We start from the raw sequence: 15612 nt of genomic DNA, 5'->3' as shown, positions 1-15612 counted from the left end.
GCCCGGTCAGGCGCGGCTTTCCTGCTCGAAGGGCAGCACCAGCGCGTTCAGGTCGCGGCGGGTTTCCACCAGCACCAGCGGGCCTTCGTCGAGGACCACCAGCGGGGGCCGCTCGCGGGGCACGCGCACGGGTGCGGGCTCGGCGGCGATGGCGGCCTGCACACGGGCGACCTTGTCGGCGTCGGAGTTGACCCACTGCAGGCCGGCCTGGGTGGCGATGCCTTCCAGGTCGGTCAGCGGCAGCACGTAGTGGCCGATGCGGGGCAGGCCAACGGCTGGTGCTGCAGGCGCGGCGGCCGGCGCCGGGGCGGCGACAGGCTCTGCCACGGGCGCTGCGGCGACCGGGGCTGCCACGGGGGCGGCTACCGGTGCTGCTGCGGCAGGTGCTGCGGCTTCGGCGGCCGGTGCCGGCTCGGCCACCACCGGTGCTGCGGGCGCCGGTGCTGCTGCTGCATTGCTGTCGAAGTAGCTGCGGCGCGGCGCGGATGCCTCGGCGGCCTCGCTGGCGGCGGACTCGGGCTGCACGTCGGCATCGGCGTCGGCCGTCAGCTCGTCGCGCTGGTCGTCACGCGGACGGTCGGCGCGCTCGCCACGGTTGCGGCGGTCGCGGCCGTAGCGGTCGCGGGAGCGGCGCTCGCGGCGCTCGCCGTTGGCGGCTGCGCCGTCGTCCGAAGCCGCGGTGCCGTCGCCCAGGTCCAGCGAGGGCAGGGCGGCGATCGCGGCGGCGCCGGCATCGGCCAGGGCGGCCGGGTTGGCGGCCTGGGCTTCGTCCATGGCGGGGCGACTGTCGGCACGGTTGTCGGCGCGCTCGGCACGGTCACCGCGCTCGCCACGCTCACCGTTGCGCTCGCGGCGGTTGTCGCGCGGGGCACGCTCTGCACGCTCGGGGCGGTCTGCGGCTGCCGGTGCGGCGTCCATCGGCGCCTGTGCGGAGGCGTCATTCACTACCGTGTCGGCATCGCGGCGGCTGCGCTCGGGACGGTCGCCCCGGTTGCGGCGGCTGTCGCGGCCACCGTCACGGCCTTCGCCGTCGCGGCCCTCGCGTCGGTCTTCGCGCTTGTCGCTGCGGCCATTGCGGCCGTCACGGCCTTCGCGCGGTTCGCGGCCTTCGCCGGCCTCGGTGCGCTCGCCACGTTCCGGGCGGGGCGGGCGGTTGCCGTCGCGGCTACCATCGCGGCCACCGCTGCGGCGGTTGCCGCCACGGCCTTCACGGTTGCCTTCGCGGCGCGGCTCCTTGGCTGCCTCGGGCACGGCCGGGGCAGGGGCTGCCACCGGTGCCGGCGCGGGGGCCAGGCCCAGCAGGCGCTTGATCCAGGCGAGCAGGCCGGTTTCCTGCACCGGCGCGGGTGCGGGGGCCGGTGCCACGGCGGGCGCAGGCGCGGGGGCGGCCTTTTCGGCGCGCGGCGGGCGCGGCTCGGCCACGGGCGCGGGCGCGTCGGGCAGCACGCCCTTGATCACCGGGGTCTGCTTGTTGGTGGGCTCCTGCGAGCGGCGGGTGAAGGTGAGCGGCTCCTCGGTCTCGTCGGCGAGCTTGTAGCTCGATTCCTGCGAGTCGAGGCGGGCGTCGTCGTGCTTCAGGCGCTCGAGCTTGTAGTGCGGCGTCTCCAGCGAGCGGTTGGGGATGATGGTGACCGAGACGCGCTGCTTGATCTCCAGCTTCTGGATCTCGGTGCGCTTTTCGTTGAGCAGGAACGAGGCCACTTCCACCGGCACCTGGCATTGCACGGCGGCGGTGTTGTCCTTCATCGCCTCTTCCTGGATGATGCGCAGGGTCTGCAGGGCGGAGCTTTCCGCGTCGCGGATGTGGCCGGAGCCGCCGCAGCGCGGGCAGTTGATGTGCGCGCCTTCGGAGAGGGCGGGCTTGAGGCGCTGGCGGCTCATCTCCATCAGGCCGAACTTGCTGATGGTGCCGAACTGCACGCGGGCACGGTCCTGGCGCAGCGCGTCGCGCAGGCGGTTCTCGACCTCGCGGCGGTTCTTGCTCTCCTCCATGTCGATGAAGTCGATCACCACCAGGCCGCCCAGGTCGCGCAGGCGCATCTGGCGCGCCACTTCGTCGGCGGCTTCCAGGTTGGTGCGGGTCGCGGTTTCCTCGATGTCGCCGCCCTTGATGGCGCGGGCCGAGTTCACGTCGATGGAGACCAGCGCCTCGGTGTGGTCGATCACGATGGCGCCGCCGGACGGCAGGGTCACGGTGCGCGAGTAGGCCGACTCGATCTGGTGCTCGATCTGGAAGCGCGAGAACAGCGGCGCGTCGTCGCGGTAGCGCTTCACGCGGGCGGCATGCTCGGGCATGACGTGCGCCATGAACTGCTGCGCCTGCTCGTAGATGTCATCGGTGTCGATCAGGATGTCGCCGATGTCGTTGTTGAAGTAGTCGCGGATGGCGCGGATCACCAGGCTCGATTCCTGGTAGATCAGGAAGGCGCCGTTGCTGGACTTGGCGGCGCCATCGATGGCGTTCCACAGCTTGAGCAGGTAGTTCAGGTCCCACTGCAGCTCGGGCGCGGTGCGGCCGATGCCGGCGGTGCGCGCGATGATGGACATGCCCTTGGGGTACTCGAGCTGGTCCATCGCCTCCTTGAGCTCGGCGCGGTCCTCGCCCTCGATGCGGCGGCTTACGCCACCGCCGCGCGGGTTGTTGGGCATCAGCACCACGTAGCGGCCGGCCAGCGAGATGAAGGTGGTCAGCGCCGCGCCCTTGTTGCCGCGCTCTTCCTTCTCGACCTGGACGATCATCTCCTGGCCTTCGCGGATCACGTCATTGATGCGCGCCTGGCTGGGCGAGACGCCTTCGGCGAAGTACTGCTTGGAGATTTCCTTGAACGGCAGGAAGCCGTGGCGGTCCTCGCCATAGTCGACGAAGCAGGCTTCGAGCGATGGCTCGACGCGCGTGACCACGGCCTTGTAGATATTGCCCTTGCGCTGTTCGCGGCCCTCGATCTCGATCTCGTAGTCCAGCAGCTTCTGGCCGTCGACGATGGCAAGGCGGCGCTCTTCGGCCTGGGTAGCATTGATCAGCATCCGTTTCATGATGCGGGTCCTCTTTTATGCGGGGCAGACGCTCAGCCTCTGGCGGGCGTCTGCCTCCAATTCCTTACAAATACAGCCCTCAGTGGAGCCACAGATGCCGGGACGGACGCAGAGAAACGAATGGAATAACAGGGCGTGCCATGGTGGTGCTGAGGATACTCATGTCAGCGAAGGTGGCTTGGGCACGCGGGAGAGAGCGCAGAGATCACCGGCCAGCCAATGCTTGGTTGTTATCGGCCGGGTGTCAGGCTCTGGGGACGGGAACATGGCGCGGACCAGGACGACAGCGGGCGCACGCTTGATCGTGCGCCAGAGACTGACCATCCATGTCCAAAGTATCAACATGTTCGCGGTTGGGGGACGGACAGCGCGCCCCGCATGCGGGCGGACTGTCGGTCGGAATGCTGTTTATTCGATTGTTTCTCAGTGTCTGTCCGCTGTGCCAAGCCGCAAACCGGCGGGCACTTGGGCATCGACCTGCCTGCGCGGGCTCACTACAGGGGCATGACGGGTGAATTAAACTGCTCACCGGTCAACCAATCCACTTTTGTGACGCGCAGGTGAAACACATTATAGGGGGCAATCCGGGCCATGCCCGCGCAGCTGATGCATCCCCGGCTTCTTCCCCCGAACCCGCAGCGGCGAACGTGCGGCAAATCCTGGTCCACGCGGACGACGCAGGCCAGCGCCTGGACAACTTCCTGATGCGCCACCTCAAGGGCGTGCCCAAGACGCATGTCTACCGCATCATCCGCAGCGGCGAGGTGCGCATCAACAAGGGCCGCACCTCGGCCGACGCCCGCGTGCAGGGCGGCGATGTGGTGCGCATCCCGCCGGTGCGGGTGGCCGAGCGGCTCGCGGACGCGCAGCCGGCCGTGCCGGGGCGCGAATTCCCGCTGCTGCTCGAGGACGAGGTGATGCTGGCCATCGACAAGCCGGCCGGCGTGGCGGTGCACGGCGGCAGCGGCGTGAGCTTCGGCGTGATCGAGCAGTTGCGCCGCGCCCGCCCCGAGGCGCGCTTCCTGGAGCTGGTGCACCGGCTGGACCGCGAGACCTCGGGCATCCTGCTGGTGGCCAAGAAGCGCTCGGCGCTGACCCACCTGCAGGACCAGTTCCGCGAGCGCGAGACGGGCAAGACCTACCTGGCGCTGGTGATCGGCGAATGGCCCTTGAACAAGAAGGTGATCGACGTGCCGCTGCGCAAGTACCTGCTGCCCGACGGCGAGCGGCGCGTGCGCGCCACCACGGCGGACGATCCCGAGGGTATGCGCTCGGTGTCGCTGGTGCGGCGCCGCCAGGTGCTGCCGGCGCGCCACGCGCAGGGCCTGCCGGCGATGAGCCTGCTCGAGGTCACGATCAAGACCGGGCGCACGCACCAGATCCGCGTGCACCTGGCCAGCCAGGGCCACGCCATCGTGGGCGACGAGAAGTACGGCGATTTCGAGCTGAACCGGCGCGTGGCCAGGCACGGGCTCAAGCGCATGTTCCTGCATGCCTGGCGGCTGCAGTTCACGCATCCGCAGTCGGGCGAGCGCGTTGCCCTCAACGCCGAGCTGCCGCCGGAGCTGGCGGCGTTCGTGCCGCCCGGCGAAGCGGCCACGGCGCCGCCTGCTGAAAAACCATAGCTGCCAGCGCAGGTATTGACTTGGTTCTGAAGTAAAAACTATTTAGAACCGTTACTGAATGAGCGCGAGGCGCTCTCGTTTTTGATAGGCAACCATGAGCCGACGATTTGACCTGATCGCTTTCGACTGGGATGGCACCCTGTTCGATTCCGCCGCCGCCATCGCGCTGAGCATCCAGGACGCGGTGCGCGACCTGGGCGGCACCGTGCCCACGCTGGAGCAGGCCAAGTACGTCATCGGCATGAGCCTGAACCGCGCGCTGGCCCATGCCGCGCCCGACGTGCCCGCCGAGCGCCATGCCGAGCTGGGCAACCGCTACCGCTACCACTACCTGCGCCGGCAGGAGGAGGTCACGCTGTTCGACGGCGTGCTGCCGCTGCTGGAGGAGCTGGCCGGCCGTGGCCACCTGCTGGCCGTGGCCACCGGCAAGAGCCGGCGCGGGCTCGACGAGGTGCTGGCGTCCACGCTGCTCAAGGGGCGCTTCCACGCCTCGCGCACAGCCGACGAGACCGCCGGCAAGCCCAGCCCGCTGATGCTGCAGGAGCTGATGGCCGAGCTGGACGTGGCGCCGGGGCGGCTGCTGATGGTGGGCGACACCACGCACGACCTGGAGATGGCCGTCAACGCCGGCTGCGCCAGCGTTGGCGTGAGCTACGGCGCCCACGATCCGGCCGGCTTCGAGGCCTTCCGCCCGCTCTACGTGGCCCAGACTGTTGCGCAGTTGCAACGCTGGATGGCTGACAATGCATAGCCATGGAGCAGGCGACGACGGACACCGACAGGCGGCAGATCCCGCTGTGCGATAGCGCGCAGTTGAGCGACGGCGGCCGCGCCGTGGCCTTCGACGTGCTGCTCGCCGGCCAGGCCTGCCGGGCCTTCGCCATCCGCTACCAGGGCGCCGTGCACGCCTATCTCAACCGCTGCACCCATGTGGCGATGGAGATGGATTACCAGGAAGGGCGCTTCTTCGACGACAGCGGCGAATGGCTGCTGTGCGCCACCCACGGCGCGGTCTACCAGCCCGACACGGGCGACTGCGCTGGCGGCCCATGCCGGGGCGGCTTGGTCAAGATAGCCCTGCTGGAGCGCGATGGCATGGTGTACTGGTGCCCTGACGATCGTTTGAAACCTGTCGAGTTCTGATATGAATGCTTCGCAAACCCCCGACGGCAGCACCGCGCCTGATCTGTGGGGGCAGGCCGCGCCCAAGACCGAGGCGACCGCTGCCTCCAGCGAGCTGCGCGAGCGCCTGGCGCTGGAGCGGCTGGCGTCCGACTGGCTCAAGGAGCAGCGCGCCGCGCGCCGCTGGAAGATCTTCTTCCGCCTGTCGTGGCTGCTGCTCTTCATCGCCGTGGCTGCCTACCTGTTCAAGTCCGAGGCACCGGCCACCAATTCGCCCAACCACACGGCCGTGGTCGAGCTCAAGGGCGAGATCGCCTCGGGCGCGGACGCGAGCGCCGAATTCGTGATCGCCGCGCTGCGCTCGGCCTTCGAGGACCCCGGCTCCAAGGCCGTGGTGCTGCTCATCAACTCGCCCGGCGGCAGCCCGGTGCAGGCCGGCATGATCAACGACGAGATCGTGCGCCTGAAGGCCCTGCACAAGAAGCCGATGTATGCCGTGGTGGAGGAAACCTGCGCTTCGGCCGCGTACTACATCGCCGCCGCGGCCGACAAGATCTACGTGGACAAGGCCAGCATCGTCGGCAGCATTGGCGTGCTGATGGACGGCTTCGGCTTCACCGGCACCATGGAGAAGCTCGGCGTCGAGCGCCGCCTGCTCACCGCCGGCGAGAACAAGGCCATGCTCGACCCGTTCAGCCCGCTCAATGACAAGCAGCGCGCCTTTGCGCAGAACATGCTCGACCAGATCCACAAGCAATTCATCACCGTGGTCAAGGAAGGGCGCGGCAACCGCCTCAAGGAAACGCCGGACACCTTCAGCGGCCTGTTCTGGACCGGTCAGCAGGCAGTCGAGATGGGTCTGGCCGACGGCCTGGCCAGCGTGGACCATGTGGCCCGCGACGTGGTGGGCGCCGAGGAGATCGTCGACTACACCCGCCGCGACAACGTGGCCGAGCGCCTGGCCAAGCGCTTTGGCGCGGCCATGGGCGCCGGCGCGGTGCAGACCATGAAGGGCGCGCTGCCCACGCTGCGCTGACTCCGGCCCTGCCAGGGGACGAAACAACAAGGGCGGTGATCATCACCGCCCTGGTTGTTTGGGGTTGCGGCCGGTGCCGTTACTGGCCGAAATCCATCTTGGCCTTGGCCACGCAGGCCACCTTGGCGTCGCCCGACAGCGTGTCGCAGCGCTCCTGGGCGGCCTTGTACTCGGCCTCGCGGGTCCGGGTGGCCGCCTGTTCCTTGGCACCCTGCACCTGGGCGTCCTTGCGGGCGGCGGGGACCGCAGGCTCGGTCGCCGCGCGCTGGATCTTGGCTGCTTCGACGGCCTTCACATGGGCGGCCTTGGCGTCCTTCTGGCAGACATCCTTGCTGTTGCCCGACAGGTCATCGCACTTTTCCTTGGCCACGGCGTACTCGGCATCCGCACGGGCCATGCGCACCTTCTCGTCGGCGCGCGGGCCGGGCTTGTACTGCGCTTCCAGCTCGGCCTTGGCGACCGACTCCTGGCCCTTGGCCACTTTCTCGCAGACATCCTTGGCATTGCCGGTCTGCGGCTTGCACTGTTCCTTGGCGGCCTTGTAGTCGGCCTCGATGCGGCCGTTTGCGGCCTGGTGGTCGGCCCGGCTCATGGCGGTGCCGCTCTGCGCGAAGGCCGCGCCAGCGGCCAGGGCCGCAACGATGGGGCCCAGACGCAGGGCGGTGGTGATGGTCTTGTGCATGCTGACTCCTTGGCTGGTTGGCGACAGGGTCGGCAGTGCTTCCGAAATGGGGCTGGATGTGGCTGCCTGTGCGCTGTCGGTTGAACAGGCTTTCACTGTAGGCCGGGCCCGCGGCTGGCAGCGTCGGCCTGGGGGCGCGCTGCCTGTCGGACGTTCTCGACCGGCCGCGTCGTCGATGCCCGATCAGCGCCCGATGGCGAACACCATCGGCGTGCGCCCGTCCAGCGTGGGTTTGTCCGCCTTCCACTGGCGCACGGTCTGGCTCTGCGTGCGGGCGCCAGCCAGCGTCAGCCCGCTGGAGATCGACAGGCGCGTGTGCGGCTGCAGGGTCTGCAGCAGCGCCTGCAGCAGCGCGGCGTTGCGGTAGGGCGTCTCGATGAAGAGCTGGGTCTGGCCCTGGCGCAGCGCCAGCTGCTCCAACTCGCGCAGCCGTGCGGTGCGCTCCGTCGCGTCGCTGGGCACATAGCCGACGAAGGCGAAGTTCTGTCCGTTCAGCCCGCTGGCCGCCAGTGCCAGCAGCAGCGACACCGGCCCGACCAGCGGCACCACCGGCGCGCCCGCTTCGTGCGCGGCGCGCACGATGGAGCTGCCCGGGTCGGCCACCGCCGGCATGCCGGCCTCGCTGACCAGGCCCATGTCGTGGCCGGCCAGCAGCGGTGCCAGCAGCGCCGCCGCATCGAAGCTGGCGCTGCCTTTAACGCCGTGGTCGCCCTTCTTGTGCGCCTCGCGCGGCAGCTCGGCGATCTGCTGCTGTTGCAGCGGCGCGGCCAGCGGGTGCAGCGCATCGATGCGCTTGAGGTAGGCGCGGCAGCTCTTGGCGTTCTCGCAGACCCAGTGCGTCAGCCGCGCGGCGGTGCGCAGGCTGTGCTCGGGCAGCACGTCGGTGAGCGGCGCGGCCTCGTCGCAGCCGAAGTCCAGTGGTGCGGGCACCAGGTAGAGCGTGCCGGGAGTGATGGGGTTGCTCATGGCAGAACGACTCCTGCCGCGCGCAGCATGCGGGCGGTGCGGATCAGCGGCAGCCCGACCAGTGCGGTGGGGTCGTCGCTGTCCATGGATTCGAGCAGCGTGATGCCCAGGCCCTCGCTCTTGGCGCTGCCGGCGCAGTCGTAGGGCTGTTCGGCGCGCAGGTAGCGTTCGATCTCGGCGTCACCGAGCGCGCGGAAATGCACGCGGATCACGGCGGTGTCGCTTTGCTCGAAGCCGGCGGCCTGGCAGACCACGGCCACCGCGGTATGGAACAGCACGGTGTTGCCGCGCATGGCCTGCAGCTGTGCCACGGCCTTCTCGTGCGTGTGCGGCTTGCCCAGCGGCTGGCCGAGCAGGTCTGCAACCTGGTCGGAGCCGATCACGATCGCCTCGGGGTGCAGGGCAGCCACCGCACGGGCCTTGGCCAGCGCCAGCCGGCTGGCCAGCGCAGCGGGCGCTTCGCCAGCGTGAGGGGTTTCGTCCACATCGGGAGCCACCACGTCGAAGGGCAGCCGAAAACGCTCCAGCAGCTCGCGGCGGTAGCGCGAGGTGGAGCCCAGGATCAAGGGGCGTTGCACGGTCATGGGGGCAGATTCTCTTACACTGCCGGGCATGACGAAGGAATTTTCTGCGGATCGCCTGGACATCAACGCATTCGCCAAGCAGCAGGGTCACCTAGACGGCGACGAGCCGCTGGCGCGCTTTGCCCGCCTGGCGCAGGAGCAGGTGGAGGGCGCGCCCGAGGCGCAAGTGCACTGGCAGGCCGACGGTGAGTGGCAGGCCGAATCGGGTGCTGCCGGCCATGCCTGGTTGCATTTGCACGCCATTGTGGAGCTGACGCTGACCTGCCAGCGCTGCCTGAAGCCTGCGCTGATACCGGTGGAGGCGGACCGCTCCTTCCGCTTTGTGGTCGACGAGGCCACCGCGGCGCTGGAGGACGAGGACAGCGACGAGGATGTGCTGGTCGCCAGCCGCGACTTCGACCTGCATGGGCTGCTGGAGGACGAGTTGCTGATGGAAGTGCCCATGGTGCCCATGCACGAGCAGTGCCCCGACACCGTGCAACTCAGCGTTTCGTCGCCCGAATTCGAGGCTTCCGGCAGCGAAAAAGCGAATCCTTTCGCGGCGCTGGCCAGCCTGCGGATCGACAAGACCAAGGAATGATTGCCCGGACAAAAACATTCTTGTTATAATCCAAGGCTTCGCGCGAAACCCCCTCGTGTCTTTAATGGGCTGATCGCGTATTTTTCAGGCTTGTGCAGCGCCGCTGCGCGGGCCGTGTCACCAACCCTTCAAGACTCAGGAGCCACCATGGCTGTTCAGCAAAACAAGAAATCCCCTTCCAAGCGCGGCATGCACCGTTCGCACAACGCACTGAATGTGCCCGGCATCGCCGTGGAAACCACCACCGGTGAAACCCACCTGCGCCACCACATCAGCCCCAACGGCTTCTACCGTGGCCGCCAAGTGCTGAAGAACAAGTCGGAAGCCTAAGCTCAGACGCACTCAAGGCCCGCTGCTACATTTGATGTAGCGCGGGCCTTTGTTTATTCTGCGGCAGAATAGTCAGCTTTAGCTTCTCGTCCACATATGATCACTTTGGCTGTTGACTGCATGGGAGGGGACGCCGGCCCGCCGGTGACCCTGGAGGCCTGCAAGCGTTTTCTCGATAACCACCCCGAGGCGCATTTGCTGCTGGTGGGGCAGGCGGAGCGCCTGCAATCGTTCCAGCATGACCGCGCCACCGTCGTGGTGGCGAGCGAGGTCGTCACCATGGACGATCCGGTCGAGGTGGCGCTGCGCAAGAAGAAGGATTCGTCCATGCGCGTGGCCATCTCCCAGGTGAAGTCCGGCGCCGCGCAGGTCGCGGTGTCCGCCGGCAACACCGGCGCGCTGATGGCGATCGCCCGCTACCTGCTCAAGACGCTGGACGGCATCGACCGCCCGGCCATTGCCACCCAGATGCCGCAAGCCAAGGGCGGGGCCACCACGGTGCTCGACCTGGGCGCCAACGTGGACTGCTCGGCCGAGCACCTGCTGCAGTTCGCGGTGATGGGGTCGGCCCTGGTCAGTGCGCTGCAGGACAAGGACAACCCCAGCGTGGGCCTGCTCAACATCGGCGAGGAAGCCATCAAGGGCAGCGAGACCATCAAGCGCGCCGGCGAACTGCTGCGCGCAGCGGGGCAGGCGGGCGACCTGAACTTCTACGGCAACGTCGAGGGCAACGATATCTACAAGGGCACCGTGGACATCGTGGTCTGCGACGGCTTCGTGGGCAATGTGGCGCTCAAGGCCAGCGAGGGCGTGGCCAGCATGATCGTTGGCGGGCTCAAGCAAGAGTTCAAGCGCACCATCTTCACCAAAATGGCGGCCATCGTCGCCTATCCGGTGCTATCTGCACTGATGAAGCGCATGGACCACCGCCGCTACAACGGCGCGGCGCTGCTGGGCCTGCGCGGCCTGGTGTTCAAGAGCCATGGCTCGGCCGACGTGCTGGGCTTCGAGCAGGCGCTCAACCGTGCCTACGAGGCGGCGCGCAACGACCTGGTCGGGCGGGTGCAGGCCAAGATCGAGCATGCAGCGCACCTGCTGGTGCCCGCGGGCGCTATAGTCACGGAATCGTCATCCTCCTGAATTCGATGCAAACCTATTCCCGCATAACCGGAACCGGCAGCTATCTGCCGCCGCGCCGGGTGACCAACGATGAGCTGGCGGCCGAAATGGCAACGCGCGGCCTGGAGACTTCCGACGAGTGGATCGTGGAGCGCACGGGCATCAAGGCCCGCCATTTCGCGGCTCCCGACGTGACCAGCAGCGACCTCGCGCTGGAGGCCTCGAAGAACGCCTTGCAGGCCGCCGGCCTGCAGCCCACCGACATCGACCTGATCATCGTCGCCACGTCCACGCCGGACATGGTGTTTCCCTCGTCTGCCTGCATCTTGCAGAACAAGCTGGGCGCCAACGGCTGCCCCGCCTTCGACGTGCAGGCCGTGTGCAGCGGCTTCGTCTATGCGCTGTCGGTGGCCGACGCGATGATCAAGGCGGGTACCGCCAGGCGCGCCCTGGTGGTGGGTGCCGAGGTCTTCAGTCGCATCATCAACTTCAACGACCGCACCACCTGCGTGCTGTTCGGCGACGGCGCGGGCGCCGTGGTGCTCGAGGCCTCCAGCGAGCCGGGCATCCTGGCGAGCGACCTGCATGCCGACGGCAGCCACGTGGGCATCCTCTGCGTGCCGGGCAATGTCTCCGGCGGCCAGGTGCTCGGCGATCCGCTGCTGCGCATGGACGGCCAGGCCGTCTTCAAGCTGGCCGTGGGCGTGCTGGACAAGGCGGCCCGCGCCACGCTGGCCAAGGCCAATCTGACGGAGTCCGACATCGACTGGCTGGTGCCGCACCAGGCCAACCTGCGCATCATGCAGGGCACGGCCAAGCGGCTGAAGCTGCCGCTCGACAAGGTGGTGGTCACGGTCGACCAGCACGGCAACACCTCGGCGGCCTCGATCCCGCTGGCGCTGGACCACGCCGTGCGCGCGGGCCAGATCCAGAAGGGCCACCATGTGCTGCTCGAAGGCGTGGGTGGCGGCTTCACCTGGGGTGCGGTGCTCCTGAAGATGTAGCTATCAGCGCTTGCTATATAAGCGATTGATGCACTTTTTATACTAAGAATCATGACGAAGTTCGCATTTGTATTCCCGGGCCAGGGTTCGCAATCCGTGGGCATGCTCGATGCCTGGGGCGACCACCCTGCCGTGCGCGAAGCCGTGCAGGAAGCCTCCGATGCCCTGGGCGAAGACCTGGGCACCCTGATCCACGACGGCCCCAAGGAAGCCCTGGCGCTGACCGCCAACACCCAGCCGGTGATGCTGCTGGCCGGCGTGGCCGCCTGGCGCGTCTGGCGTGCCGAAGGCGGCGCGCTGCCGCTGGCCGTGGCAGGGCATTCGCTGGGTGAGTACTCGGCCCTGGTGGCTGCCGGCGTGCTGACGCTGGCGCAGGCCATTCCGCTGGTGCGCCTGCGCGGCGCGGCCATGCAGGAGGCCGTGCCCGTGGGTGCGGGCGCCATGGCCGCCGTGCTGGGCATGGAGGCCGACAAGGTCATCGCCGGCTGCCGCGAGGTGACCGCCTCGTTCGGCCCCGGCTCCACGGAAGTGGTCGAGGCCGTGAACTTCAACGATCCGGCCCAGACCGTGATCGCCGGCACCAAGGCCGGGGTGGACAAGGCCTGCGAGGTGCTGAAGGCGGCTGGCGCCAAGCGCGCGCTGCTGCTGCCGGTGTCGGCGCCCTTCCATTCCAGCCTGATGAAGCCCGCGGCAGAGAAGCTCAAGGCCGCGCTGGCCGGGCTACAGCTGCAGGTCCCGCAAATCCCTGTGGTCAACAACGTTGACGTGGCCGTGGTGCAGGACGCGGACGCCATCCGCGACGCGCTGTACCGCCAGGCCTTCGGCCCGGTGCGCTGGGTCGAATGCGTCAAGCAACTGCGCCAATTGGGCGCCACGCATCTGGTAGAGTGCGGCCCAGGCAAGGTGCTCACCGGCATGACCAAGCGCATCGACGCGGAATTGGTCGGCGCCGCCATCTTCGACCCCGCCACGCTGAAAGAAACCCAGGAACTCCTCGCATGACCGAAACGACAGCAACCCTGCAAGTGGCCCTGGTGACCGGGGCGTCCCGTGGCATCGGCGCGGCCATTGCCAAGGCCCTGGGCGAAGCCGGCTACCAGGTGGTGGGCACGGCGACCACCGACGCCGGCGCGGCCCGCATCGGCGAGGCCCTGGCGGCCTTCCCCGGCTCGCGCGGCGTGAACCTGAACGTGAACGACGGCGCCGCCGTCGAAGCCTTGATCGACGACATCGTCAAGACCCAGGGCGGCCTGCACGTGCTGGTGAACAACGCCGGCATCACCCGCGACACCCTGGCCATGCGCATGAAGGACGACGACTGGGATGCGGTGCTGAACACCAACCTCAAGGCCGTGTTCGGCGCCAGCCGCGCCGCCATCCGCCCGATGATGAAGCAGCGCTACGGCCGCATCATCAGCATCACCAGCGTCGTGGGTGCCTCCGGCAATGCCGGCCAGGCCAACTACGCGGCCGCCAAGGCCGGCGTCGCCGGCATGACGCGTTCGCTGGCCAAGGAGCTGGGCAGCCGCAGCATCACGGTAAACTGCGTGGCGCCGGGCTTCATCGAGACCGACATGACCGCCGAGTTGCCCGAAGAGCAAAAGAAAGCGCTGCAGTCGCAAATCGCGCTGGGCAAGCTCGGTCAGCCACAAGACATTGCCAACGCCGTGGTCTACCTCGCCTCGAAGGGCGCGGGCTATGTGACCGGGCAGGAACTGCATGTCAACGGCGGCATGTATATGTGATTCCTGAGTAATCGGGAAAAGTCAATGCCGTTTCCTCGCGTCGGCAGCTTGCGCTCAGGTATTCCTGGTGCAGCTAGAATCGCGGGTTCATTCACAACCCCCAGAGGGAAACCATGAGCGATATCGAAGCACGTGTCAAAAAAATCATTGCCGAACAACTCGGCGTGGAAGAGTCTCAAGTCACCAACGAAAAAGCCTTCGTGGCTGATCTGGGCGCAGACTCGCTGGACACGGTCGAGCTGGTGATGGCCTTGGAAGACGAGTTCGAAATCGAGATCCCTGACGAAGACGCAGAAAAGATCACGACGGTGCAAAACGCCATCGACTACGCTACCAGCCACCAAAAGGCCTGATAGCGAAAGCGCTCTTTTCAGCGCTTTTTCTTCGTTCCTGTCGAGAAATCAGATTAGGACTTACGCACCGACGAGGGCGCTTTGGCGGCCGCGTTGCCAAGGCTGGCGCACTGCCTCAGCCTGTCTTGCGTAAGTCGTGCAGATCAGAAAGTTGTAACGCATGAGCCGTCGTCGCGTCGTCGTGACCGGCCTGGGTTGCATCAGCCCCGTGGGTAACACGGTGGCGGATGCCTGGGCCAATGTCCTGGCTGGTAAATCCGGCATTGACCTCATCACCAAGTTTGACACCACGGACTTCAGCTGCAAGATCGCGGGCGAGGTCAAGGGTTTCAACCTTGAGTCCTACATGAGTGCCAAGGAAGCGCGCACGATGGACACCTTCATCCACTATGGCATCGCCGCGGCCCAGGAGGCCGTGAAGGATGCGGGCTTGCCCACCGGCGAGGCCCTGGATGGAGAGCTGGCCACCCGCATCGGCTGCGTGATCGGTTCCGGTATCGGCGGCCTGCCGCTGATCGAGGACACCCACGGCGAGTACGCGCGCCGCGGTGCGCGCCGCATCACGCCTTTCTTCGTGCCCGCATCCATCATCAACATGGTGGCCGGCCACGTGTCGATGCGTTTCGGCTTCAAGGGCCCGAACCTGTCGGTGGTGACCGCCTGCACGACCGGGCTGCACAGCATCGGCGAAGCCGGCCGCATCATCGAGTACGGCGATGCCGACATCATGGTGGCGGGTGGTACCGAAGCCACGGTGTCGCCGCTGGGCGTGGGCGGCTTTGCCGCGATGCGCGCGCTGTCCACCCGCAACGATGACCCGCAGGCCGCTTCGCGTCCCTGGGACAAGGGCCGCGACGGCTTCGTGCTGGGCGAGGGCGCCGGCGTGGTGGTGCTCGAGGAATACGAGCACGCCAAGGCCCGTGGCGCCAAGATCTACGCCGAGCTGCTGGGCTATGGCATGAGCGCCGACGCCGGCCACATGACGGCGCCGAACATGGACGGCCCGCGCCGCGCCATGCAGAACGCGCTGCGTAATGCCGGCATCAACGCCGACCAGGTGGATTACCTGAACGCGCACGGCACGTCCACGCCGCTGGGCGACGTGAACGAAAGCAATGCCATCAAGGCGGCGCTGGGCGACCACGCCAAGAAGATGGTTGTCAGCTCCACCAAGTCCATGACCGGCCACCTGCTGGGCGGCGCGGGCGGGCTGGAAAGCGTGTTCACCGTGATGGCGCTGAAGGACCAGAAGATTCCGCCGACCATCAACCTGGTCGACCAGGATCCGGATTGCGACCTGGACTACTGCGCGAACACCGCGCGCGATGCCAAACTGGACATCGCCGTCAAGAACAACTTCGGTTTTGGCGGCACCAACGGCACGCTGGTGTTCAAGCGCGTCTGATCCAGCGCCTGTACCGCGCGGCGGCGTA

At 67.7% G+C, this 15612-nt stretch carries 16 protein-coding genes; 12 read left to right on the top strand and 4 right to left on the bottom strand.

Features of this window, described 5'->3' with window-relative positions; all coding sequences use genetic code 11:
- Nucleotides 1-6: 6 nt before the first annotated feature.
- Nucleotides 7-3033 (bottom strand): Rne/Rng family ribonuclease, encoded by a 3027-nt coding sequence (locus ACYVKR_RS08035; RefSeq protein WP_460480285.1) that lies wholly within the window; start codon nucleotides 3031-3033, stop codon nucleotides 7-9.
- Nucleotides 3034-3593: 560 nt separating this feature from the next.
- Here ACYVKR_RS08035 and ACYVKR_RS08030 point away from each other — a divergent pair.
- The 4 genes from ACYVKR_RS08030 to ACYVKR_RS08015 all read left to right on the top strand — a co-directional run bounded on the left by ACYVKR_RS08030 (nucleotide 3594) and on the right by ACYVKR_RS08015 (nucleotide 6816).
- Nucleotides 3594-4658: an RluA family pseudouridine synthase gene (locus ACYVKR_RS08030; RefSeq protein ID WP_460480284.1), complete on the top strand. Its 1065-nt coding sequence runs from the start codon at nucleotides 3594-3596 to the stop codon at nucleotides 4656-4658.
- Between the two features lie 94 nt (nucleotides 4659-4752).
- Nucleotides 4753-5409: an HAD family hydrolase gene (locus tag ACYVKR_RS08025; RefSeq protein ID WP_460480283.1), complete on the top strand. Its 657-nt coding sequence runs from the start codon at nucleotides 4753-4755 to the stop codon at nucleotides 5407-5409.
- 2 nt (nucleotides 5410-5411) lie between these two features.
- Nucleotides 5412-5801 carry a Rieske (2Fe-2S) protein gene (locus tag ACYVKR_RS08020; protein WP_460480282.1) on the top strand — a complete coding sequence of 130 codons (390 nt, stop codon included), beginning with the start codon at nucleotides 5412-5414 and terminating at the stop codon, nucleotides 5799-5801.
- A gap of 1 nt (nucleotide 5802) precedes the next feature.
- Nucleotides 5803-6816 carry a S49 family peptidase gene (locus ACYVKR_RS08015; RefSeq protein ID WP_460480281.1) on the top strand — a complete coding sequence of 338 codons (1014 nt, stop codon included), beginning with the start codon at nucleotides 5803-5805 and terminating at the stop codon, nucleotides 6814-6816.
- A 79-nt stretch (nucleotides 6817-6895) separates the two neighbouring features.
- On the opposite strand, the gene ACYVKR_RS08010 is transcribed toward ACYVKR_RS08015, so the two are convergent.
- The 3 genes from ACYVKR_RS08010 to ACYVKR_RS08000 all read right to left on the bottom strand — a co-directional run bounded on the left by ACYVKR_RS08010 (nucleotide 6896) and on the right by ACYVKR_RS08000 (nucleotide 9048).
- The gene (locus ACYVKR_RS08010) at nucleotides 6896-7498 is read right to left on the bottom strand and encodes a hypothetical protein (RefSeq protein ID WP_460480280.1); all 603 of its coding nucleotides are present in this window, start codon (nucleotides 7496-7498) and stop codon (nucleotides 6896-6898) included.
- A gap of 183 nt (nucleotides 7499-7681) precedes the next feature.
- On the bottom strand, nucleotides 7682-8464 hold the full coding sequence (locus ACYVKR_RS08005; RefSeq protein WP_460480279.1) for an SAM-dependent methyltransferase: 783 nt from the start codon (nucleotides 8462-8464) through the stop codon (nucleotides 7682-7684).
- Complete coding sequence (locus ACYVKR_RS08000; RefSeq protein WP_460480278.1) at nucleotides 8461-9048, bottom strand: Maf family protein; 588 nt, start codon at nucleotides 9046-9048, stop codon at nucleotides 8461-8463. Before ACYVKR_RS08000 ends, ACYVKR_RS08005 begins: the two co-directional genes overlap by 4 nt.
- Nucleotides 9049-9076: 28 nt before the next feature.
- On the opposite strand from ACYVKR_RS08000, the gene ACYVKR_RS07995 reads away from it, so the two are divergent.
- From ACYVKR_RS07995 to fabF, 8 genes are all read left to right on the top strand, one after another.
- Nucleotides 9077-9628 (top strand): YceD family protein, encoded by a 552-nt coding sequence (locus ACYVKR_RS07995; protein WP_460480277.1) that lies wholly within the window; start codon nucleotides 9077-9079, stop codon nucleotides 9626-9628.
- 147 nt (nucleotides 9629-9775) lie between these two features.
- Nucleotides 9776-9958 carry a large ribosomal subunit protein bL32 gene (rpmF, locus tag ACYVKR_RS07990; protein WP_460480276.1) on the top strand — a complete coding sequence of 61 codons (183 nt, stop codon included), beginning with the start codon at nucleotides 9776-9778 and terminating at the stop codon, nucleotides 9956-9958.
- A 96-nt stretch (nucleotides 9959-10054) separates the two neighbouring features.
- The gene (gene plsX, locus ACYVKR_RS07985; protein WP_460480275.1) at nucleotides 10055-11098 is read left to right on the top strand and encodes a phosphate acyltransferase; all 1044 of its coding nucleotides are present in this window, start codon (nucleotides 10055-10057) and stop codon (nucleotides 11096-11098) included.
- A 5-nt stretch (nucleotides 11099-11103) separates the two neighbouring features.
- Nucleotides 11104-12081, top strand: a complete 978-nt coding sequence (locus tag ACYVKR_RS07980; protein ID WP_460480274.1) for a beta-ketoacyl-ACP synthase III — start codon at nucleotides 11104-11106, stop codon at nucleotides 12079-12081.
- Between the two features lie 51 nt (nucleotides 12082-12132).
- Entirely contained in the window at nucleotides 12133-13083 is a 951-nt protein-coding gene (fabD, locus tag ACYVKR_RS07975) for an ACP S-malonyltransferase (RefSeq protein WP_460480273.1), read from the top strand.
- Complete coding sequence (fabG, locus tag ACYVKR_RS07970) at nucleotides 13080-13826, top strand: beta-ketoacyl-ACP reductase (protein WP_460480272.1); 747 nt, start codon at nucleotides 13080-13082, stop codon at nucleotides 13824-13826. Before fabD ends, fabG begins: the two co-directional genes overlap by 4 nt.
- Before the next feature lie 113 nt (nucleotides 13827-13939).
- Nucleotides 13940-14179, top strand: a complete 240-nt coding sequence (acpP, locus tag ACYVKR_RS07965) for an acyl carrier protein (RefSeq protein WP_460480271.1) — start codon at nucleotides 13940-13942, stop codon at nucleotides 14177-14179.
- 160 nt (nucleotides 14180-14339) lie between these two features.
- Nucleotides 14340-15584: a beta-ketoacyl-ACP synthase II gene (gene fabF / locus ACYVKR_RS07960; protein ID WP_460480270.1), complete on the top strand. Its 1245-nt coding sequence runs from the start codon at nucleotides 14340-14342 to the stop codon at nucleotides 15582-15584.
- Nucleotides 15585-15612: the final 28 nt, after the last annotated feature.

This window comes from Comamonas humi, from assembly GCF_054782535.1.
The sequence above is the reverse complement of the archived record's forward strand: the minus strand, read 5'-3'. Positions and strand labels throughout refer to the sequence as shown.